General features: G+C 50.8%; 24 protein-coding genes, 1 tRNA gene and 1 pseudogene. 9 read left to right on the top strand and 17 right to left on the bottom strand.

Annotated elements, in window-relative coordinates; all coding sequences use genetic code 11:
* Positions 1-102 precede the first annotated feature (102 nt).
* Entirely contained in the window at positions 103-990 is an 888-nt protein-coding gene (locus GN107_RS03790) for a magnesium transporter CorA family protein (RefSeq protein ID WP_155286511.1), read from the bottom strand.
* A 162-nt stretch (positions 991-1,152) separates the two neighbouring features.
* Here GN107_RS03790 and GN107_RS03785 point away from each other — a divergent pair, with 162 nt between their 5' ends.
* On the top strand, positions 1,153-1,443 hold the full coding sequence (locus tag GN107_RS03785) for a hypothetical protein (protein WP_155286510.1): 291 nt from the start codon (positions 1,153-1,155) through the stop codon (positions 1,441-1,443).
* Here GN107_RS03785 and GN107_RS03780 read toward each other — a convergent pair.
* The 5 genes from GN107_RS03780 to map form a co-directional block, all read right to left on the bottom strand.
* A complete protein-coding gene (locus GN107_RS03780) occupies positions 1,440-2,003 on the bottom strand; it encodes a restriction endonuclease (RefSeq protein ID WP_155286579.1) in 564 nt (187 codons plus the stop codon). The two genes, GN107_RS03785 and GN107_RS03780, sit on opposite strands and share 4 nt — an antisense overlap.
* 160 nt (positions 2,004-2,163) lie before the next feature.
* Positions 2,164-3,093, bottom strand: coding sequence for a UTP--glucose-1-phosphate uridylyltransferase GalU (gene galU, locus GN107_RS03775; protein WP_155286509.1), 930 nt, complete (start codon positions 3,091-3,093; stop codon positions 2,164-2,166).
* Between the two features lie 207 nt (positions 3,094-3,300).
* Positions 3,301-4,371 (bottom strand): phosphomevalonate kinase, encoded by a 1,071-nt coding sequence (locus GN107_RS03770; protein WP_155286508.1) that lies wholly within the window; start codon positions 4,369-4,371, stop codon positions 3,301-3,303.
* A 170-nt stretch (positions 4,372-4,541) separates the two neighbouring features.
* Entirely contained in the window at positions 4,542-5,534 is a 993-nt protein-coding gene (locus GN107_RS03765) for a YihY/virulence factor BrkB family protein (protein WP_155286507.1), read from the bottom strand.
* 89 nt (positions 5,535-5,623) lie between these two features.
* A complete protein-coding gene (map, locus tag GN107_RS03760) occupies positions 5,624-6,442 on the bottom strand; it encodes a type I methionyl aminopeptidase (RefSeq protein WP_155286578.1) in 819 nt (272 codons plus the stop codon).
* Positions 6,443-6,624: 182 nt separating this feature from the next.
* On the opposite strand from map, the gene GN107_RS03755 reads away from it, so the two are divergent.
* Entirely contained in the window at positions 6,625-7,083 is a 459-nt protein-coding gene (locus GN107_RS03755) for a flavodoxin (RefSeq protein WP_155286506.1), read from the top strand.
* Between the two features lie 89 nt (positions 7,084-7,172).
* Here GN107_RS03755 and GN107_RS03750 read toward each other — a convergent pair whose 3' ends face one another.
* From GN107_RS03750 to GN107_RS03740, 3 genes are all read right to left on the bottom strand, one after another.
* A complete protein-coding gene (locus GN107_RS03750) occupies positions 7,173-8,183 on the bottom strand; it encodes an alpha/beta hydrolase (protein WP_155286505.1) in 1,011 nt (336 codons plus the stop codon).
* Between the two features lie 100 nt (positions 8,184-8,283).
* Positions 8,284-9,426: a non-hydrolyzing UDP-N-acetylglucosamine 2-epimerase gene (gene wecB / locus GN107_RS03745; protein WP_155286504.1), complete on the bottom strand. Its 1,143-nt coding sequence runs from the start codon at positions 9,424-9,426 to the stop codon at positions 8,284-8,286.
* A gap of 94 nt (positions 9,427-9,520) precedes the next feature.
* Positions 9,521-10,147 carry a TetR/AcrR family transcriptional regulator gene (locus tag GN107_RS03740; protein WP_155286503.1) on the bottom strand — a complete coding sequence of 209 codons (627 nt, stop codon included), beginning with the start codon at positions 10,145-10,147 and terminating at the stop codon, positions 9,521-9,523.
* Positions 10,148-10,343: 196 nt separating this feature from the next.
* On the opposite strand from GN107_RS03740, the gene GN107_RS03735 reads away from it, so the two are divergent.
* The 3 genes from GN107_RS03735 (at position 10,344) to GN107_RS03725 (ending at position 12,581) form a co-directional block, all read left to right on the top strand.
* Complete coding sequence (locus GN107_RS03735) at positions 10,344-11,576, top strand: aminopeptidase (protein ID WP_155286502.1); 1,233 nt, start codon at positions 10,344-10,346, stop codon at positions 11,574-11,576.
* A gap of 180 nt (positions 11,577-11,756) precedes the next feature.
* Positions 11,757-12,455: a YjjG family noncanonical pyrimidine nucleotidase gene (locus tag GN107_RS03730; protein WP_155286501.1), complete on the top strand. Its 699-nt coding sequence runs from the start codon at positions 11,757-11,759 to the stop codon at positions 12,453-12,455.
* 52 nt (positions 12,456-12,507) lie between these two features.
* Positions 12,508-12,581, top strand: a tRNA-Arg gene (locus GN107_RS03725).
* Between the two features lie 81 nt (positions 12,582-12,662).
* Here GN107_RS03725 and GN107_RS03720 read toward each other — a convergent pair.
* Genes GN107_RS03720 through GN107_RS03710 form a run of 3 tightly spaced genes read right to left on the bottom strand, consistent with a single transcriptional unit; the run spans position 12,663 to position 15,333 of the window.
* A complete protein-coding gene (locus GN107_RS03720; RefSeq protein WP_155286500.1) occupies positions 12,663-12,983 on the bottom strand; it encodes a PTS sugar transporter subunit IIA in 321 nt (106 codons plus the stop codon).
* Positions 12,984-13,001: 18 nt separating this feature from the next.
* Complete coding sequence (locus tag GN107_RS03715; RefSeq protein WP_155286499.1) at positions 13,002-14,312, bottom strand: DEAD/DEAH box helicase; 1,311 nt, start codon at positions 14,310-14,312, stop codon at positions 13,002-13,004.
* A 31-nt stretch (positions 14,313-14,343) separates the two neighbouring features.
* Complete coding sequence (locus GN107_RS03710) at positions 14,344-15,333, bottom strand: Gfo/Idh/MocA family protein (RefSeq protein WP_155286498.1); 990 nt, start codon at positions 15,331-15,333, stop codon at positions 14,344-14,346.
* Positions 15,334-15,532: 199 nt separating this feature from the next.
* Between GN107_RS03710 and GN107_RS03705 the strand changes: the two genes are divergently transcribed.
* On the top strand, positions 15,533-15,940 hold the full coding sequence (locus GN107_RS03705; protein ID WP_196246235.1) for a DUF4828 domain-containing protein: 408 nt from the start codon (positions 15,533-15,535) through the stop codon (positions 15,938-15,940).
* Positions 15,941-16,076: 136 nt separating this feature from the next.
* Here the strand turns inward: GN107_RS03705 and GN107_RS03700 are convergent, their stop codons facing one another.
* Positions 16,077-16,808 (bottom strand): GH25 family lysozyme, encoded by a 732-nt coding sequence (locus GN107_RS03700; RefSeq protein ID WP_155286496.1) that lies wholly within the window; start codon positions 16,806-16,808, stop codon positions 16,077-16,079.
* A 112-nt stretch (positions 16,809-16,920) separates the two neighbouring features.
* On the opposite strand from GN107_RS03700, the gene GN107_RS03695 reads away from it, so the two are divergent.
* The 3 genes and pseudogenes from GN107_RS03695 (at position 16,921) to GN107_RS03685 (ending at position 18,633) form a co-directional block, all read left to right on the top strand.
* Entirely contained in the window at positions 16,921-17,115 is a 195-nt protein-coding gene (locus GN107_RS03695; RefSeq protein ID WP_155286495.1) for a hypothetical protein, read from the top strand.
* 54 nt (positions 17,116-17,169) lie between these two features.
* Positions 17,170-18,135 carry an SPFH domain-containing protein gene (locus GN107_RS03690; protein WP_371863473.1) on the top strand — a complete coding sequence of 322 codons (966 nt, stop codon included), beginning with the start codon at positions 17,170-17,172 and terminating at the stop codon, positions 18,133-18,135.
* 30 nt (positions 18,136-18,165) lie between these two features.
* A pseudogene (locus GN107_RS03685) lies at positions 18,166-18,633 on the top strand (NUDIX hydrolase).
* 67 nt (positions 18,634-18,700) lie between these two features.
* Here GN107_RS03685 and GN107_RS03680 read toward each other — a convergent pair.
* The 4 genes from GN107_RS03680 to GN107_RS03665 form a co-directional block, all read right to left on the bottom strand.
* Positions 18,701-19,192: a GNAT family N-acetyltransferase gene (locus GN107_RS03680; protein WP_155286494.1), complete on the bottom strand. Its 492-nt coding sequence runs from the start codon at positions 19,190-19,192 to the stop codon at positions 18,701-18,703.
* A gap of 127 nt (positions 19,193-19,319) precedes the next feature.
* On the bottom strand, positions 19,320-19,673 hold the full coding sequence (locus GN107_RS03675) for a ribonuclease G (protein WP_155286493.1): 354 nt from the start codon (positions 19,671-19,673) through the stop codon (positions 19,320-19,322).
* A gap of 182 nt (positions 19,674-19,855) precedes the next feature.
* Positions 19,856-20,656 carry a metallophosphoesterase gene (locus GN107_RS03670; RefSeq protein WP_155286492.1) on the bottom strand — a complete coding sequence of 267 codons (801 nt, stop codon included), beginning with the start codon at positions 20,654-20,656 and terminating at the stop codon, positions 19,856-19,858.
* A 78-nt stretch (positions 20,657-20,734) separates the two neighbouring features.
* Positions 20,735-21,547, bottom strand: coding sequence for a Cof-type HAD-IIB family hydrolase (locus GN107_RS03665; protein ID WP_155286491.1), 813 nt, complete (start codon positions 21,545-21,547; stop codon positions 20,735-20,737).
* Positions 21,548-21,564 lie beyond the last annotated feature (17 nt).

The raw sequence follows: 21,564 nt of genomic DNA, 5'->3' as shown, positions 1-21,564 counted from the left end.
GCACCTAAACTTAAGGGTCTGGATAATCTTTACCTTTCCTTACGCACTTCCAACTAACCAAAATGCCACCTTCAGTTGAACTGAGGGTGGCCCGATGCCAAATTATTTACGAATGTACCGCGACATGAGCAGTGCAAAAATTGCCGAAAGCAAAACTGCCAATCCAATCGAAACCAGCCACCCCTGGGGACTATGCTCAAACGGGACCGGAACATTTTGCCCAAAGAAGCCGGAGATAATTGTGGGGGCGGTAAGGACAATGGACCAAATCGTCAGAAACTTCATCGTGTCGTTCAGATTATTGTTCAGGATATTGTTGTAAGTACCCTCAAGTTGCGACAAGTTTTGGCTCCCCAGCTGAGTCATCTCCACCAGCTGTCCCGCTTCGATCAGCACGTCCTCTAAGCGTTCCTTCTCAGCAGGCGTGAATCCGTGATAGACCGTGATTCCCTTCAGCTGCTCGAGTACACTCTCATTTTGTTTAGCAGCGTTTCCGAGGTAAAGCGCGTTAGTTTCTAAATTTGACAATTCTAGTAACATTTTACGCGTGGTTTTTTGGCGCAATTCTTGTTGCACCTCATGCCGTGCCGCATCGGCTTTCTGCACCAAAGGCATGAAGCGTTCGGTAACGAGGTAGAGCGCCTCAAGTAAAAACTGATACGGGGTTTCATACTTGCCGACTGCGACCGTCTGTTCCAGCTCCCGGACAATTTTGCTGGCATCAACGTGACCAAAACTCAGCATCATCTCGTCTTTGATCAAAAATGTCATTTGGTGCTGCTCTTCCTGCGCCGCATCAACATCCGCGTCAGGAATGTTGAACACCAGCAAGAAGGTCTTCGCCAGGGCATCGTACTCAACGTGGGCCCGTTCATAACGATCACCGGCGTAGCCCGTTTGCTCGGCCGTTAGATTGTAGTTCTCCCGCGCCTGAGCCAAAGCCTGCGTATCGTCCGTATTGATGTGGTGCCACTGCAATTGTTCCGCCATTGTGTTTGTCCTCACTCAAAAAAGATGACTTCAGCATAGCCCCAAACAGCCACTTATGCCATCCCCACAGACCGACCCACTTGGAACAGATACAGGCCCAAATCAAAATGGTATAGTAATTAGCAAGGTATCTACCAACAACTACTAGGAGGTCTGCTGACCATGCGTGCAATTGACTTAATCGCCCTAACCATTGATCTAGACAGAAATGCCGGAATTCAGGCAGAAGTTGCCGCAACAACACTGAACATCAGCGCAGTCGAACAGACTACTAATGACGTCCTAGAATTAACCTGCGTACCACTGACCAAACATGGGTTGAAGCACTGGGAACTCGCGCTGCTACTCAACCAGCCGGAACGTAGGCATTTGCCAGTCAGACTCCGCTCCGAAAACCAGAGCCTGCCAATTTTTGGCTGTCAGTTTCACGGCGGCAACATTGTCCTCCACTAGCTAGGTAGGTGCCGCATCATTTTGCGCAAGCCGTCGCGGCCAATGAGTTCAACTCCCAGCTCCTGCGCTAACTCTTGCGCAGAATCAGAGAATTGACTGTTGCTGAGAACGATGGCGGCATCAAGGTCATAATATTGGTGACCACTCCAGACTTCCTGAACGGCATGGTTGCCGACAAAACCGTTATACCGTTTGCACTGAATTCCGTACTTCTTTTTGTTCTTGGTGGCGATTACGTCAACACCTTGATCGCCGCTTTCTTGGGTAACGGACACGTGGCGATAGCCATTACGGCGCAAGAGATATGCGCAAAAGCGTTCGAATTCAAAGCCGTCCATCTCATCCACCCGTTCCAAGGATAGGTCCCGATAACGAAAGTGGCGGTCGAAAATCCAGATTGCTACCCATATTGTGAACACGGCGATAGTTCCGAAACTAAACGGGTCCAAGTATTGATGCCAAGCCGCTGGTACCCAGCCCCGTCCGGCAAAACTATATGTAAGTGCCAAAACCAGCGCAACACTCAATAATGTAAAGAGCCGGCGCATTAATCTGTGAATGATGGGACCCACCTCCAAAAAATCGTGTCAAATAACCTGTCACTAGCATAGCAAACATTGGTTCGCCCGGCCACTTTTCTGTTCATTTTTGGCAAATCGTGATTCTATTCACTAAAAAAGTTCAGTCAGCTGACTGAACTTTTTTACGGGCAATTTTCAATTACTTGCTAGGCTTGTCCGCTTTCGGCGTAGCGGTTTTGGCCTTGTCTTCGGCTTCAAGTTGCTTGCCGAGCTTTTCAATGTACGGCCGCAATGCATCCTTAACTTCAGGATGGGTCAAGCCGTATTCGATTGTCGTCTGCACGAAGCCAAATTTGTTGCCGACATCGTAACGATCACCGGTGAACTCGTGCGCGAATACCCGCTGGGTGCGGTTCAGGGTGTCAATTGCATCAGTCAACTGAATCTCGCCACCCTTACCAGGTTTCTGGTTGTCCAGAATCTGGAAAATTTCTGGGGTGAGCAAGTAACGACCAATGATGGCAAGGTCACTGGGAGCGTCCTCGACGGCTGGCTTTTCAACGAAACGGGAAACATTGAAGAGTCCTGGTTCAACTTCATCACTCGGATCAATGACCCCGTACTTAGATACTTCCCGGTGGGGAACACGCTTAACGGCCAGAATTGAGCTGTGCGTCTTCTCGTATTCATTCATGAGTTGCTTGGTCAGTGGTACCTTGTCTTCCATGAGGTCATCACCCAGCATGACTACGAATGGCTCGTCAGCAATAAATGACTTTGCCAGCCGTACGGCGTCGCCTAAACCGTTCGGGTATGGCTGCCGAACGAAGAATAGGTTAACCCCAATATCAGTGGTGGAGTGCACCAATTCAAGTAGTTCGTCCTTATGCTTGGCCTTTAAGTTAGCCTCCAGTTCAGGGTTGGAGTCAAAATGATCCTCAATGGACCGCTTGGACTTACCCTCAACAATCAGGATGTCTTCAATTCCCGAGGCTTTGGCTTCCTCAACAATAAACTGAATGGTTGGCTTGTCGACGATTGGCAACATTTCTTTGGCGAGTGCCTTAGTAGCGGGCAGGAAACGGGTTCCTAACCCAGCGGCAGGAATGACGGCTTTGCGTACTTTCACGATGCAGGTCTCCTTTTTCTTATGACTTTGTGTTAGTTATTATTTTACTAGAACGGGGCGGGTACTAGTAGTCCTATTGTTAATCGTGGTTGATTGTGCTGATTTTTCTAACCGTTTTCACCTATTACTCAAAATAAGCTGCACTAACGGAACGCAAAAAAACAGTCAGAACAGAATTTCTTCCGCTCCGGCTGCCCATATTCAGTCTTAATTAATTTCGTGCACCTTCAAGGCTAGCGGCTCGATGTCCGCATTCTGCCAGCGATCCAGCAAAGCACTAACATCAGTCTGCTTGTCAATGATCACGATCCCACAATCGCCACCACCAGCACCAGAGAACTTCGCCGCGCCGCCGAAATCGGTGGCAATCTCGCGCAGTTTCCGCAGCGGTGCCGTCTCGATCTCCACTCCGGAGAAGTCGGCTAGCCGGTTGAGGAGCCGCCGGTTCGCGTGAATGCCCTCCTTAATTTTGGCGAGGCTGTGTTGCTTGAATCCTGTGATAATATTCTCAATGATGCTCTCACTATCGTTCAGAAACTGTGCGTATTCGCTGCGGCGCTCAGCCTTAGCAATCGAAACCCGGTCAACTAACTGTGAGGTTGACGCGGGGGAACCAGTCCAACCAACAAGCAAGCGCAAATCTTTGGGGGCCGTGAGCAGCTCAATTTTTAGCTGCGGCCAGGTCATGTTTAGCAATTCGCGCAATGAATACTGATTCCGTGCGGCCGCTAACCAACTCTTGTCGAAGGAACGGTAGGCCAACCAGCCACCGTATACGGAAGCCGCAATATCACCCAGCGAACCGTTGCCCTGCACATCCAAGTGCGCAATCGCTGCGAGTTTGTAAAGCTGCGCCGGTGTCATTTCCAGCTTGTAAAATTCATTCAGCGCCTTCACCGTTGCGACAGTCACCGCGGCGGAACTACCGAGACCGTATTTTTTGCCGTCATCAGAATCCAAATCGGAATCGACTTCCAGTTTATACAACTGGAGCGGCACACCCATTTGAATCGCATACTTTTCAGTTAGCCGAATGGCGGACAAGATGTAATGAAAGGGATTGTCTCGGTTATCAAAAACAAGGCGGGTCCCATCCCGTTGCCACTGAAGTGAATTTTCCTGATATTGCTGTGAAATAATACTCCCATACTTAACGGCGGGTTCCACCGTGACCGTTACGAATTGATTCATAGCGACCACAATGGCCGGATAACCGGTCTCCACCACCGCATACTCGCCGGCAATGTATAATTTGCCCGGCGCTTTAGCTGTAACCACGACTTTTAGTTCCCCTTCCAAAAGCGAGTTGGGAAAACATTCCCAGAAACTTTATTTTAACCCAATGTTCATTGCGCGCGGTAAATATTTTGATGCCTTAACTAAAGCATTATCTTTTGCCACAAATTGAACGCGCACCAGTTAATAATAACCAAATGTCGCCCTGAATGCTAATCAGCATTGTGCTGCCGCCGCTCACGAATCAGTTTGCGCCCCCGCTCTAACGTCTTCCCGCGCGACGGCACGGGCTTGCCGAAGAAGTACTCACTAGTCACTGCGTTCAGGATTGCCCCCAGAATCATGATTGCCGAGCTAAAGAACAACCACAAGAGCAAGACAATGAAGGCGCCCAAGGTCCCATAGGTGCTAAAGCTGCGCCCAAAGTACTGCATGTAGAGCGAAAATACCTGTGCCAAGAGCAGCCAGCCGGCGATGGTGAAGAACACCCCCGGCAGAATTGTCCAAAAATGGAGCTCCACGCTGGGTACGAAATAATCGACGATCATTAACGCAACCATCAGAATCCCCAAAGTGACTGGCCAACGCCACGTCAGGAACACACTCAACCAGGCGTGCGGCAACTGCAGTTCGGCCGTCAACCACTCGAGGAATTGCTGACCAAAAGTGAAGATAATCATTGTCGCAATTACCGCCACCACAACGATGACCATCATGAACATTGAAATGATCCGTGAAATCAAGAAGTTCTGCGGATTTTTGGTGACGCCGTAAGCCCGGTTGTAAGCAGTTTTAACAGATGCCATCGCTAAACTCGCGGCCCACAATGTCAGAACCGCCCCAATTCCCAGCCAGGTAGCACTCGAATTGTGGGCCAAGTTATGCAGTACAGGATGCAGAGTCGCCATCACGTTTTCAGGAATCAACTGGTTCAGCACGTTCCGCAACCCGGTGAAGCCAAAACCGAATCTAGGCACTAGGTTAATGACAATCAGTGCCGTGGGAAACAGCGATAAAATCGTGTAATAGGTCAGTGCCGCCGCGGTCTGGTCGATCATGGCGTCGGCAAAGCGCCGGAAAAAAAGCTGCACTGTCGCCACGGTCTTTTCACCACGACTGAGATGCCGTTTTGCTAATGGTAGCTTTGACTCTTGATCGAATCGTCGATGCGCATAATAGCGCAGACGAACTGACCGCTTCGCCATTGGAGCGGCCTCCCTTCGTCATGATTGGAAGAGGATGCGGCCGCAGCCCCATCCTCTCGTAAACGTATAATCTTGAATCCACCACTAAGTTACAGGGCGTATTTTTCCCCATCCTTGAGCAGGTACTTCGCATCAAGGTCGTGGTCCTGACTAGTCAGGATTTTGGGACCATCATGCGTAATCACCAAGGTGTGTTCGTATTGGGCGCTGAGCGAACCATCTTGACTGACGTAATATTCCCAGTCTTCATGTGGCACTTCCCGCACGCCGATCCGCCAGGTACCAGCGTTGATCATTGGCTCGATAGTGATGGTCATGCCGGCCTTGAGCCGCAGCCCCTTGCCAGCTTCCCCATAATTGGGAACATTAGGCGCTTCATGCATTGTTGGCTGAATACCATGGCCAATCAGGTCGCGGACGTCGCCGTAACCATTTTCAACCTCGGTATACTGCTGAATTGCCGCACCAATATCACCAATCCGGTTGCCAACGACCGCTTGATCAATTCCTAGGTACAGTGCCTTGCGGGTAACGTCCATCAGCTTCTTAGCTTCTGGACTAATTTCGCCAACCGCATAGGTCCAGCAAGAATCGCTCATGTAACCGTCCTTGTTGACAACGGTATCGACCTTGACGAGGTCCCCTTCCTTGAGAATCAGGTCCTTCCGCGGAATCGCGTGGGCGACTTCATCGTTAACGGCAACACAAGTAGCGTACTTATAGCCTTCAAAACCAATCTGCTCGGCAATTGCATCTTGCTCTGCGTAATACTTAAGTGCCCACTCTTCAATCTCCCAGCTTGAGATACCTGGTTTGATGATGTCCCGCAGGCCGCGGTGCATCCCGGCAAGAATCGCACCGGAACGATACATTCCTTCAAGTTCACGTTCTGATTTAATAGTAATCAACATTAAGCCTCCATATTTCCAAGTTTCATGATACACTAAGCGCCCTTTTTTAGCACGAAATTGCACCAATGAGAGTGAACCACAATCCGTCTAGCGCGCACATTAGTGCCAACGACGCCTGCAAGAATGCTCGGTCTCTGCTATAATCGTGCCAAAGCACATCTATTTTAGGAGGCAACAGCATGGCAAGTGCACAAATCGTATACGCCAGCATGACTGGTAATACCCAGGAAATCGCCGAAATCGTTGAGGAACGGCTCGCCGACCAGGGCGTCGACACCACTTTGACTGAAATCACGCAGGCAGACGCGAGCGACTTTGAGAACGCGGATATTTGCATCGTCGCGGCCTACACCTTTAGTGATGGCGGGCCCGGACTACTCCCCGAAGAAGGGGAAGACTTCTTTGCCGACCTCAAGGAGCTCGACCTGCACGGTAAGGTGTACGGCACCTGCGGCAGCGGCGACCGCTTCTACGATGACTTTGCCACTGCAGTGGACATGTTCGATGAAGCCTTCGCAGCCACCGGTGCCAAGCGCGGTGCGGCGGGCGTCAAAATTGACCTTGCGCCCGAAGCAGAGGACATCGACACCCTCGAGAAATTTGCGGACGACCTTCTGCACGCGGCCACTGCAGAATAAGCAATCGTCTAAGTAAAGAGTAAGCACAGTAATAGCCCGGAAAAATTGTTAAGTCTATTTCCCGGGCTATTTATTATCTAAAAATGCTTCTATTTCTTTCCACCTGGGGCAGATTGAGACTGATCAGTCAGGTTGACCTTTGGCACTGCGGTCTTCCGGGTCAGGATTGGCTTGACGCTGCGGTTGATTTGGGCAAAACGGTCGCTCACAATCTGTTTGCCGGAGCCGACATCGCGAAAGACATGATCAACAACGTGCGCCAGTGTGCGGCCATAGCGGATATTTTCACTACTGTTGTTCAATTCAATCTGCCCATCCCGCGCCACTATGTACTGGTCGAAAGCGTGCGCGGCAATGCTGGGATGCCGCTGCCTGTCGGTTGGCGCGGCGATATAATCGACATCCCCGATTCCCCGGTCATGCTCGCGGTGATATGCAGAAATCATGTCCCGACTTGAAACGTAGTAGTGGAGTTTGCCATCCAGGGTAATGCCTTGTAGCTGTGCAATTTCTGGCGCAGTGAGGGTCAAACTGATGTCCGGACCGTTAAAAAGGACCGTGTGGCCAAGCAGGCGCCGTTCCTGCACGGTAATTTTGGCCAACATTGAAGCGATGACCATGGTCCCTAGCGAGTGCCCGCTGAAATTCCAAGTCTGAATCTGCGGTTGTGCTTTTACAGCGGCTCGCCATGCTAACAGTGCGCTCACTGTTTGTGCTGGCGTGCTGCGGTCGATGGCAAAAGGAATATTGTTACTGGACCAGTCCGGACTACTTGGATTCATTGACTGACTGCCCTGAACGACAAAGTAAGCTTCCGTCGCACCCTTGATGTCAGCAACGGGGGTCACAACGAAGGCTTGAAAGCCATCAGCTCCCACGTTGGTGCCCGCTGTATCCGGCTGCAGGTAGACTACGGGATCCCCCTTGCGGCCCAAACGTAGGTGTTGTTTGCGGTGATGTTTACGTGCTTTGCTGTAATCGATCCGCACCGGATGGTCAGCAATTAAATCCGGGAAACTTAACGGCTGACCGATATACGCCGACTGGGCCAAATCAAGATAGAGATTTGCGTAATTACCAGCCCGAAGCGAATTCAACATTCCCAGCACCTCCTGCAAACAATAATTAGCAGCTTACTCGCTTCACAAAAGGGGCCACGCCTCCGCGTCACCCCCTCAGTGAATTTTTCAACTAACGATCTCAGGCAAATGGTTCCGGCTTCTTGCTGCTTTCACCATACTTATAAGCAATCGCGTCCAAGATCCGCTCCGCGGCGTGGCCGTCACCGTACGGATTCTTAGCGTTTGCCATCCGCTGGTACTCAGCATCGTCGTCCAGCAGTTGAATCATGTTGCTGCGCACGGCATCGGGATCGGTCCCGACCAGCTTGAGCGTGCCGGCAGTAACTCCCTCTGGCCGTTCAGTCGTATCGCGCAGAACGAGCACTGGCTTACCGAGTGAAGGCGCCTCCTCTTGAACGCCACCGGAATCGGTCATGATAAAGTAGCTCCGCGCGGCAAGGTTGTGGAAGTCCACGACGTCGAGTGGGTCGATCAGGTGGATCCGCGGGTGGTTACCCAAAATGGACTGAGCGGCTTCCTGCACGACGGGATTCAGGTGCACAGGGTAGATGATTTCAACGTCATCGTGCGTCTTAACCACATCAAGCATCGCGCGGAATACCCGCCGCATTGGCTCGCCCTGGTTCTCCCGCCGGTGCATCGTGACCAGAATCATCCGCTTATCCTTATCAATCATGTCGAGAACAGCGTGGTGGTAATCGTCATTGACCGTCTGCTTGAGCGCATCGATTGCCGTGTTCCCCGTGATGTAAATTTCATCATCAGGATGATTTTCCTTTAGCAGGTTCGCCTTACTCTGGGTCGTCGGCGCGAAGTACATGTCAGCGAGCACGTCAGTGAGCTGCCGGTTCATTTCTTCGGGATACGGGCTGTACTTGTTCCAAGTCCGCAAGCCGGCTTCAACATGGCCTAATTTGATCTGGTGGTAAAAGGCACTGACACTGGCAGCAAAGGTTGTCGTTGTATCACCATGCACAAGCACAATATCAGGCTTCTCACTGTCCATGATGTCGGCAAGACCCAAAATGACGTTGCTTGTGATTTGATCCAAGGTCTGCCGCTGCTTCATGATGTCCAAGTCGTAGTCCGGAGTGATGTGGAAAATCTCGAGGACTTGGTCGAGCATCTGCCGGTGCTGAGCAGACACAACGGTCACGGCATCGAACTCATCACTGCGCTCCTTGAGTTCACGCACGATCGGTGCCATTTTGATTGCTTCGGGTCTGGTGCCAAAAACGGTCATAACTTTTACTTTAGCCATGCTATATCTCCCTGCACTTTTTGAGAATAGTATAACAGAAACGCGGGGCCGCAACCAAAATTCGGCCGCGGCTCCGCGTTTCGTGAGTCAATCTTTACTTGCCATTATGATTCTGCTGGCTGCTCTGGCGTGCGGCCCGGGTGATAATATCCTCACCTGTGTTGCCACTAAGCCGGCCATTTTCGATAAACTCCTGAATGACGACCTGCAGGACATCGATCATCTGGGCATGGGACATAGAAATGAAACCAGAAGTCATGAGGTCAGCAATCCCAGTCGCAACAATCCACAGACCACTAATGATGTTGTTCTTCTGGGCAGCAGATAGGTGCTGAACGGCCTCATAATTTTCGAGCCGTTTCTGCGCTGCATTAATCGAGAAACTGCGCATGTCGTCAACCCCAAAGTGATCTTCAACGAAGACGGCCTGGTAGAGGTTGTGATTCTCAAGTGCAAAATCAATGTACGTGAGCGCCATATCAATCACGGGATCATTGGTGTACACCTTATTGAATTTTTCCGTCAGTTCCTGCTTGATCCGTTCCATCACTGCATCGCGCAGTTCGGCCATGTTGTTAAACTCTAGGTAAATCGGTTGGGTTGAGCAACCGATCTCTGCGGCAATATTTCGCGCTGTGAAGCGTTTGAATCCTTGCTCCACAACCAGCGTGTATGCGGACTCGAGAATCTGTTCGCGCGTAATTGTTTTATGACGTGCCATTGTTTTCCCCCTGTTTAATTGACAACTGGAATAATCCCCCCGGGACACCAGTCGTTATTAATTGTATTTTAACAAATTGGCTAAATATAACAATAGCATTTCGCATAATAATTGAAGTTAATTTTAGCCTACTTAGCCTGGTGACCTGCCTGGAATATGATAAACTGGCTCTAAACACGAAAGCGAGGCACCAAGGATGACACTCGATAATTACCCAAACCTTCTTAAAAAATACGCGGACCTGACCGTTGCTACCGGAGCTGGCGTAAAACCGGGCGACACGGTCTACCTGCAGATTGCCGTTGATCAAGCCCCACTCGCCCACCTAATCGTCGCTAGTGCGTATAAAGCTGGGGCCCAGGAGGTCCTTGTTGACTGGCAAGACGACACCACTAAACGCTTAGACCTACTCAACTTAGCTGATGACCGCTTGGACCAAGTGCCGCCGTATGTTGGGGCAAAATTCAACTACTGGCTGGCAAATAATGCAAAGCGCATCACAGTCGTCAGCAGCGACCCGGACAATCTCGCTAGTGTTGATAGCAAGCGCGTCGCCCGCTATAATCACGCTTTCCAGCAAGCATACGCACCCCTTTCCGCCGCAATCTCCTCAAATCAAATTTCGTGGACAATCGTTGCCGCGGCCAGCCCACGCTGGGCCCAAAAAGTCTTCCCTGATTTGACAAGTGCTGCAGCCGTCGATAAGTTATGGGACGAGATTTTTAAAACGACCCGTATCTATGCGGACGACCCCGAGGAGGCCTGGGCCAATCATGTCCAAAAATTAAATGCCAAAGCCAGCTGGCTTAACTCATTGCAACTGGATGCCCTGCATTACAGCGCGCCCGGAACGGACCTCACCGTGGGGTTGCCTGCACACCATATCTGGCAAGCTGCCGGGGCCAATAATCCAGCTGGGGACTTCTTCATCCCCAACATGCCCACGGAGGAAGTTTTCACCGCTCCCGACTACAGGCGAATTGATGGAACAGTCAGTTCGACCAAGCCTTTAGCTTACGCCGGGAACGTTCTTAACGGCATGCATTTCACCTTCAAAGATGGCCAGGTGATCCATTTTGCGGCTGATCAGGGCGAACACGTACTCAAGGACTTATTCGCAATCAGGGGCGCGCGCTCACTGGGCGAGGTCTCACTAGTACCCGACCCATCGCCGATTTCTCAGTCCGGAATCATCTTCTTCAACACTCTATTTGATGAAAATGCCTCCGACCACATGGCTTTTGGTCAGGCTTACCCCTTCTCCGTTGCGGGTGGCACCACGATGACAACCGCGGAACAGGAACACGCTGGCTTGAACAACGCCGACACCCATGTTGACTTCATGATGGGCTCAGCCGCAATGGACATCGACGGAATTAGTAAGAGTGGCGAACTGATTCCAATTTTCCGTGCGGGTGACTGGGTATAAAAATACTAAATGATAACAAATCGCGCCCCCATGCTTGTACATTTTTTGCAAAAATAAAAGCAGTTATTATGAAATTGGCTTTATGTAAAGTTAACAACAGTCGTCGGCTGCACGTATACTATATGCAGTCGTGCATAAGCACCGCCGTAATTAAACTTGATAAGTGAAGGTAAAGCACAGATGGAACATCAATTAATTTTTGACCTTGATAACACCCTCCTTGATTTCTCAGCAACGGAAGCGCGAGGTTTGACGCAGGTTTTTAAGGATTACAACATTCCCGATACACCCGCAGTCCGGCAACGCTATGAAGAAATCAACAGTGCGCTCTGGGCCCAGCTTGAACGTGGCGAAATCAGCCGAAGTGACATCATGACCAGCCGCTTTGCAACACTGCTCCAGGAACTGCACCGCTCCACTGAGCCGGCACAGGCTATTGAACACGAATATCGGGAGTGTTTAAACCACGGATACGAACGGGTGCACGGCGCCAAAACATTACTCACTCAGCTGCAGGCGGCCGGATACACCATCATTGCTGGTACCAACGGCAATAGTGCAACCCAACGTGCCCGCTTAAAGCAGAGTCACCTTGCACCATTTTTCAAAGGCACCTACATCTCAGAAGAAATTGGCTACGACAAACCCGCTCCGCAGTTCTTCGATGCCATTTTTGCCGCGGAACCGGAACTCGACAAGCACGACACCATCATGATCGGGGACGGCATCAATTCTGATATTCGTGGCGGCGTTAACTACGGTCTGGAAACCATCTGGGTCAACTTGCACAACCAGGCAAACCAGAGTGAATTGCACCCCAGCTTCGAGGTGCAGTCATTGCAGGAACTCGGCCAGCTGCTGCTGCCACAAAGTGCGTGAGCACTGGCTTCTTGCATTGCAGCGGGTGCTATCGTAATATTATGGGTGTGCTGCGTTAGTAGCTCACCTGGATAGAGCAATGGTTTCCTAAACCATAGGTAGCGAGTTCGAGTCTCGCCTGACGCACTAGTGCAAATCAAAAAAGAGGGTCTGGTTTCGGTGTCTACCGAAACCAGACCCTCTTTAGTTAGCAAATGAGTTATTTGCTTACTTAGTGCGCAACTCTTTGTAAAGCAGGACGAACTCCTTAGCCATGTCGTACAAAGCCTGTGCATTACCAAGATGGGATTCTGCGTGCACGAGGAGAACGGAAAAGTCTGGCCCCACGCCACGTGCTTCCTGACTAAGCAAGCGATTATGAGCCTTTTGCGCCACACCAATCGCGGCACTGGCAGCATCAAGTTCCTTCTTCGCGGCCGCAAAATCACCATTTTTGGCAGAATCGACGGCTGCTAAACAGGCCTTTCGAGCGTCCCCGCCACTCACGATAATGTTCATTACTTCACTGGGATTGTCTTCTGGAATCATCGCTAGCAGATCTCCTGACTATTTCTTGTCGTGCTTACCCTTGTTTTTTTGCACCCGTTTGCGGAGTTTACGGTGTGGTTTCCGCGCCGGCTTGGCATCAGCAACTATTGCCACCGTCTGTACTTGTGGTGCGGTCGCTTTCTGCACGTGCGGCTTGGCACTAGCCGTTGACTGGTTCTTTTGTGGCTTGTTGTTAGCATGCTCATCCGCTTCGTCCACAAATTCTGGCCGTTCAGTGGTTAACTTACCCGCAACAAGGTATGCGCGCTCCACATCGTAATCGCCGGTAATGCGGCGCAAATTACGGAAGTCATGGGCATCCCCCATCGTGATGACCGTCCCGGAATTACCCATGCGACCAGTCCGCCCAGCCCGGTGGATATACACAGTAGCACTCCGCGGTACTTCGAAGTTAACCACAGCGGGCAGCTTGGGAATGTCCAGACCCCGCCCAGCCAAATCGGTAACGAGAAGTAAATCAATTTTGCCTTTCCGCAGTAGGTTCAGCGCTTCCTTACGGGCCATGGAGCGGTCGGTCCGTTCAAGGGTTGCGAAGCGCACGTGCTGGTGCCGCATAATTCCGGCTGCCTTCGCTAACGTACTGTTCTTGTTGAAGAAAACCAGCGCGCGGAAATCATCCTCCCGCGCGAGCTTACCGAGCCACTCAACCTCGTGGCCGCGACCACCTTGCATGAAGTAATGTTTGACGGGACCCCGGGTTTTGTCGACCGCCCGGACGTCAATCGTCTTTACATCTTGTCCGAACCACTTATCCAGCTCCCGCAGAATGGGGCTGCTGGTCGCCGAGAAGAATGCAAGCTGCACATCTGCTGGGGCCGCGCTCGCGATTTCACGCACCTGCCCTAGTCCAGGATCACGCAGCAATTCGTCGGCTTCATCAATGACGATTGTCTGCAAGTCTGCCAACTTGATTTTGTTCGCATTCATGAGCTCCAACAGGCGGCCGGCTGTCGCAACGATAACTTCTGGGTGTTTCTTCAATTGTTCCTTTTGGCGAGCAACGTTCGCCCCGCCAGTTACCCCCATCACGCGCACATTAACAGCTTGGGCGTATGGCATGATCACGTCCCGCGTTTGAATTGCTAGCTCTTGTGATGGTGCGAGCAGTAATGCTTGCAACCCCGCTCCCGGCACAATTTTGCCGAGAATTGGTAGCGCAAAGGCCAGGGTCTTGCCCGAGCCCGTTGGGGCGAGGCCAACGATATTCTCATCACGGCGCAATGGTTCGGCGACCGCCTCTTGGATTGGCGTTTCCGCCGTAAATCCAGCTTGTTGCCAGAGCTCCTGAAAAGGTGCAGCTATTGTCAAAATTGTTCTCCTTCGTGATTCCTACTATTATCTATTCATCATCGGCAGGAAAATGAATTCCGGCCGCCATCCGGACACTGATCATCAGCTCGTGCACCTGCTTAGCAAGAGCGAACTGCTTGTCCCGTGCCTGGGTATCATTTGTTGCGATTGCTTTGGCAAAGAAGCTCGCCTCCCGGACCATCGGATTATCATCCTGGGGCCCCGCGAGTTCCCGATCATCAGCGCCACCGCGCAGCTTGATACTGGTGATACTTTCTGGAGCATCTAAAACCAGTGTTTGCTTACCGCTATAAATCTCGCTGGGCAGATAGCTCTGGGTAGTTTTGCCAAAAATCAGATTCACACCGAAATCAGCGTAATCGAGGTGCAAGCAACCGGAGCCATCGACTCCACTGGCAAGCATGCTCGGCACATACTGAGCATGCTGCGGAACTCCAAACCAGTCCAACGCCGCGTACACAACGTAGACACCCAAGTCCATGAGCGCACCGCCGGCAAAGCGAGTGGTAAACACATTTGGCTCTTTACCTGCTAAATATGCATCATACCGCGAAGAGTACTTCATGTACACCAGCGTGGCCCCACTAATTTCGCGTTGGCGGGCAAAATCACGCACCATGGCGAAATTCGGCTCGTACAAATGGCGCGCTGCTTCAAACAAAAAAGCGTCTGGGTGCGCGGCCAGGGCATCCGTCAACTGGTGGAGCTGACTGGTGCTGGCGACCATTGGCTTTTCAACAATCACATTCTTGCCAGCTTTGATTGCTGCAACAGCTTGTGGTCCGTGCAAACTATTCGGACTGGCAATGTAAACCGTGTCGAAAGCGGAACTTGCCCAGAATTTGTTCAAATCAGTAAATAGCGCCACCTCGGGATGGTGATTATCCTCAGCAAACTTACGTGCCGTATCCTCATGCCGTGAATAAACGGCCGTTAGTGTGTACTGCTGAGTTTCCTCAGCCGCAGCAATAAACTGCCCCGTAATCCAGTTTGTTCCAATAATACCAAGTTTTAGCATGTGTGGCCCCTCCAATTAAAAATTAATCTGCATTCACCATTTATTGTAACAGCTTTCATTGCTGGCACCTAGCAGGGCTTCAGTAAAGCAAGATTACGGTTAATCGTTTATTTACAAATTGAAACCAAAAGTTGCGTAAAATGCACCTAGATACCACCGTTCAAGTGTTATGATAATGTTTAGAAGCGGAGGGATAATCATGGCAGGAAAACTTAGTCACCTTTTCAGCAATTTGACCGGTCATTTAGAACACAAAACGCATAAACACGTTGCAACTGCCAATCCCGCCCAAGTTCTAGCCGACTTATACCGGGGCTCCTTTGATTTCGTCGATCCGGTGACGAACAAAAAACATAAAATTTCCGTTTCAGCCGAGCTCGCAATTGCAATCGACGGTAAGAAGCTAGATGGCAAGATCGTCGGCATCAGTACTAATGAGCTCACCTTCCTTGACCATTTTGGGTATGAGTTAATTATCAGTTGTAAGGAAGGCTTCCCAGTCACGATTTATGATGAAGCTGAAGACCAAACTTACACCATTATTTATCCAGATTTGGACGGTAGCACCCCAGACAAAGATGATTCCGATTCAGAAGCAAAAGATTAAAACAAGTTACTCCTCCTTGACTAGAAAGCACGTCAGTACTGCTTGCCTGTCCAAGGAGGAGTTTTTGCGTACTGTGGTTCTATATGCGGTAACAATTCGTGTTTTTTTAAATTATCTGCGCGTCGCCCTTTACACGTTATTGGGTCAGTAACTTCTGAAACGCCTTCCGCTTACCCATGAACACGGAGCAGCGGTATTTGTCACTACCACCAGGAACTGGGGCACTACTACTGTACTCCCAGAACTGGCACCTACTTGCCTCCCGTCGGCTACCCCCAATCTGCATTCGCTGCGTCCCGGGAGCCGCCTCGCTAATGTACGCCAACACTTTGGGACTAGCCATGATGATGCAATCCTGGCCGTAATGAACTTTCATTAGGTTCACAAACTCCGTCAAATTCCGGCCCAAAGTAGCTTTAGCGGGTAAACTGGTGTATTCACTCACCTGAATACCAATCGGCAGGGTCCCAATTGACGCACCAACCTTGCTGAAAAAGTAGTTTGCCTGCGCGGCTGGCGTGCTGGCAAAACTGAAGTAATGGTAGGCGCCAACGGCCATCGTGCTAGAACTGGCGCGCTCATAATTGGCACTGAAGTTGTCATCAAAGTAACTAGCCCCTTCAGTTGCCTTCAGGTAGACATAGCGCACATCTAGTTGGTGCAACTGGTCAAAATCTGGGAACCCGTCCGTTTGATCGAGCCGCACGCCCAACACCGGATAGCTGCTATTACTGGGCCGAGGATTACGGTGCATAAGCCAGTAACCACCCGCACCAGCTATCACCAAGACGACTAGTGCTATCAATATGTAGATGGTGCGCCGCCGTCGGGCAAAAGTATTGTTATAAATTGGCTGAACACGGGGCATTTAGTAACCTCCATTATGTTATGGGTCTTTAGTCTGATTTAACGTGATAAATGCGTTTCACTATTGTCTTAATGATGATACGGAACGATAATTATATCAAGGAGTGAGGGCGATGTTAGATGATCGACTTTTGGGAATGACATTCACGCTTAGCAGTGACGCCGTACAAGGCAGCGTTACCATTTTCGGAATTAATTATCACTACGAATTGATTCGCCCAGCGGTTGCCGGAACCAATGTCCGCATCGAACGGGTGACACCACTTTCACTCTACGTGTTGCCAGTGACCGAAATTCTGGATTATTAATCTCGGCACCGGCGCACTGTTGCATCAACAGGCACCAACATTAGGAGGAGCATCATGGAAAATATTATCAGTACAGTTGGCACCATTGTTGCCATACTAGTGGTCATCGTCCTGATTCTGACGGTTCTTGGCCGCTGCCTCGCCATCATCCATACCGGTGAAGTTGGCATTGTTGAACGGCTGGGAAAGTACACCCAGACCCTTGAACCAGGCTTGCACATCGTTCCCCCATTCGTCTACCGTATTACCGAAATCGTGAACATGAAACAGATTCCGTTACGCGTCGATGAACAGGAAGTCATTACTAAGGACAACGTTGTGGTCCGCATTTCCGAAACCATTAAGTACCACATCACCGACGTCCACGCCTACGTTTATGAGAACAAGGACTCCGTACTGTCAATGGTTCAAGACACTCGGGCTAACCTGCGGGGCATCATTGGGAACATGGACCTGAACGATGTCCTCAATGGAACTGAAGCCATCAACAGCAGTCTCTTCAACCAAATTGCGGAAACCACTGCTGGATACGGCCTGAATGTAGACCGCGTCAACATTGATTCCATCCAGGTTGACCAAACCATTCAGGAATCCATGAACAAGCTGCTCCGAGCCTCCCGTGAACGTGAAGCAAACATCATGGAGGCTGAGGGCCACAAGCAGGCTGCCATTGCGAAAGCAGAAGGTGAAAAGCAGTCCTCGATCCTGGAAGCTGAGGGGCAAAAGCAGACCCAGATTCTGGAAGCACAAGGCCGTGCAGAGAGTCAGCGGCTCCTAGCCCAATCGGTTAAGGACCAGATTGACAGCATTAATGCCGGCTTGGTCAACAATGGTGACTTGTACTTGCAGTACCGGAACGTTAAGGCCCTTGAAGAGCTTGCTAAGGGCAACAACAACACGGTTGTGATGCCAAGTACGGCAATCGATTCTTTGGGCACCATGCCCGCAGTTGGGGCAACCCTGCAGTCAGTCATGAATAAGAAGGTCAACGCTGCGGCAAACACCGCAAACAAAGCATAAACTAATCACTAGTAAGGGGGACTTTTGAAAATGGCTGATTACATCAAGGACGTTCGTGCAAAAACTGGACACATGCCGCTGATTCTGAATGCGGCTGGCGGACTGGTATTAAGTCCAGACCACCGTAAAATCCTGCTGCAGGAGCGCGCTGATGGGGGTTGGTGTGTCCCCGGGGGTTACTTGGAATACGGTGAAAGTTATGCCGAAGCCGTGGTCCGGTAGATGAAAGAAGATGCCGGGCTGGACGTGAGCATTGTGCGCAGACTGGGTACCTTTGATGATCATTACTACATGAATTATCCCAACGGCGACAAGGTCATGAACATCGCGGTCGTCTTCCTTGTCAAACCGATTGGCGGCGGTCTCGACCAGGCTGACCCCAAGGAAACAAAGCGGCTGCAGTACTTCCCCCTCGATCAACTGCCCCCAATCATTTTCAAACAAAACGCGGACATGGTTGAATATTTAAAGTCCTTACTCGCGCAAGGCAAAATCTGAACGGAAATCGACAACAAGGACGGACGCGGTCTGACACCGCGTCCGTCCCTGTTTGCATTCGTCCCAATTAAGCAATCTGTTTACCAAGAATTAATAGCGATTGTTTCTGCCCACCGAAATCCATCACGTCTGGTAGCAATCCCCACTGTGCGTAACCAGCCTTGCTAAACAGTCCGCGACTAGCCGTATTGGCGGCGATGACCAGCGCCACGATCGTGCTGATGCCGACCCGGGCCCCCTCGTGCTCAACTTCTGTTAGAACGGCGGTTCCTAAACCCTGACCGCGAACATTTGCATCCAGATAGATGCTGATCTCAGCCGTTGCATCGTAGGCAGCCCGCTGTTTGTAGGGCGACAGGCTCACCCAACCCACGACCTGATTGGCCTGCTGAACCACAAATAGTGGCCAGTGGGCTGAATTATGCGCCGCAAACCACGGTTGCCGCTGCGCTACGGTCACCGGCACCATATCCGCCGTCACCTTGTGGCTAGCAATACTCTGATTGTAAATTGCCACAATGGCGGCTAAATCCTCTTGGCGTGCGCTTCGTAATTTCATCCCTGCTGCCTCCCTCAATACCAATTAGCCCCATCATACTGCGTCATTAGCAGATATACAAAATTACTAATCGTGGCAAATGGTGAATACGTTGCATAATAAAAATGCCCCCAGCTGGGGGCATTTTTTATGAATTCAGATTGTGCATTAATGCACCGATTGCTGACCCGACAATCGCGATGTACAGCACCACGATGACAATGGCGACGATGAATTGAACCAATCCGGCTCGACTCCACGTCTTTTGTACCGCGGTGAATGTTGCGACATCACGATAGTCACCACTCTTCCAAGCCCATTCGTTACCCTTTGCCCCACAAACGAAGACCCAAATAATGTTAAACAAAGGAATCAAGCATAACAGCGGCAAGTATGTCTTGTTGCCAACTCCCCAGATCCAGTTAAACATAAACGCACCCCAGTTCCAGCCCTTAACCCCGGCCGGAACGGTGCCCGGAATAATTTCCTCATTTTGGTCCATTTTTGCTACCTCCAAAATCCACTCGAAATAATAACTACCCTTACAACAAAAAATTATACCATGCTTAGATTAATATTGGAAAGCAATTATGACAAACTAATTTTGTCCGGCGTGGGGGAAGCAAAAAGAGCTTTCCCGCCATTGTTACGGCAAGAAAGCTCAGCAATTAGCCTTTGATTTGATTATGCGCGGGTCTGCAAACTGTCGATAAGTTCGCCGGTCTGCTCGTCAAAAACAGCAATGTTCCCCTGATTCTCTGGCTGACCGGAGTGGACCCCGCCATCAATAAAGTAGCGGGCGCACTCATCGGGGTATGCAATCTTGAGGATCGGGCACTTGGGAAAACTCGTTTTGATTTCTTCATCACTACCATCAAACCGACCCCCAATCAGACCGGTTGGTGTGTGCCCCGTGACTAAGGTGTAGTCCAATGGGTTGTGCGCAAAAATCGGGTCACTACGATCAGCTCGGTAAATGTAGTCCTCACGAATCCAAATGCGATCGCTAGGCTTCGTGTCACGCAGCGGATCAGCACTGTTCAGGTCGAGACCGGCATGAATAAACAGCATTTTTCCATAAACGCAGATTGTTGGCAACTTGCGCACAAAATCTTTTTCGGCTTGGTAGGAATCAATCATGTCGTGCCGAGCCTCATCACTACGTGGATCAATCCCAGTGATTCCCTTGTACTTGAGCATGCTGGTGATAGTTTGGTCACCGTTGTTCACATACCACAGGTCGCTCGCTGTGCCCCCTTCCATGTAGTCGGAAAACATCAGATCATGATTTCCAAGGATGGCGACCGCGCGCTTGTCTTCTACCTGGCGCATGATGGTCCCGACCACTTCGGCGCTGTGTTCATGCCCATCGAAATAATCGCCACAGAAAATAGTGTAAGCATCTGGGTACCGCGCCTGCATGCGCCGCAGGTTACCCACAACGGTCATGCTGCCATGAATATCAGAAACGGCAATAACTGTCATTGTTTGTCCCCCTAAACTGTTACATTGCTCATCTTACCACCCCAGACGCAATCCGGAAAGCGGTATCACGAGCCAATTTCACTTGCGCTGAAACGGTGCGTACTCCTGCAATGCTTGAACAATTCCGTCCTCGTCGTTACTAGCAGTCACGTATGCCGCCACGGCCTTGATTTCAGGTTGCGCGTTGGCCATGACAATGGGGTAACCGACCAGTTTGAGCATGGGCAGGTCGTTGTGCCCATCACCAAACGCGGCGGTATCGTAACTGACCAAGTGATAGCGATCAAGAACATAGTGAATCCCGCGGGACTTTTTTGCCTCGGCACTGGTGATTTCCAAATAATAATCACCAGACTGCTGAATGCTGACGCCCGGCAAGGCCATGTTTTTGAGGTACGCATGAAGCGCCAGCATAATCTGCGGGTCCTTTGTGATTAACATGATTTTGAATACCCGGGCGTTGTCTCTGAGCACATCCGCCCACTTAACGATCGTTGCGGTCTGTCCTGTCAACTGCTGTTCCATTTGCACACCGGCGTCGACCGCGGCGGCATACCAATTGTGCGCGTCATACATACTGACACTGACCTGGGGGAAGCGACTGGTGACGGCGCCGATTAAAGTGCTGGCCACCCCACCGTCGACATAACGCTCACTAATAACGTCAATACCGTTGACCAATGGGTTGAAGATGAGGCCCCCGTTAAAAGCAATCTGGGGGCTGTGCAAGCCCAGAAGTGCTACGGTCTCTTGCATCTCGATGGGTGCCCGCGCGGAAACGAGCGTCACCGGAATCTTACTTTTCTTAATGGCAACAACTGTGCGGTGCGATACGTGCCCAGTACTATTAAGCATGGTCCCATCCATGTCCGAGAAAATCCTTCTAATCATTCTTACGACCTGTCCTT

Origin of the sequence: Lacticaseibacillus zhaodongensis (assembly GCF_009687905.1) — a bacterium.
Classification (GTDB): Bacteria; Bacillota; Bacilli; order Lactobacillales; family Lactobacillaceae; genus Lacticaseibacillus; species Lacticaseibacillus zhaodongensis.
Note: the sequence above shows the minus strand (reverse complement) of the source record. Positions and strands in the feature narration are given on the sequence as shown.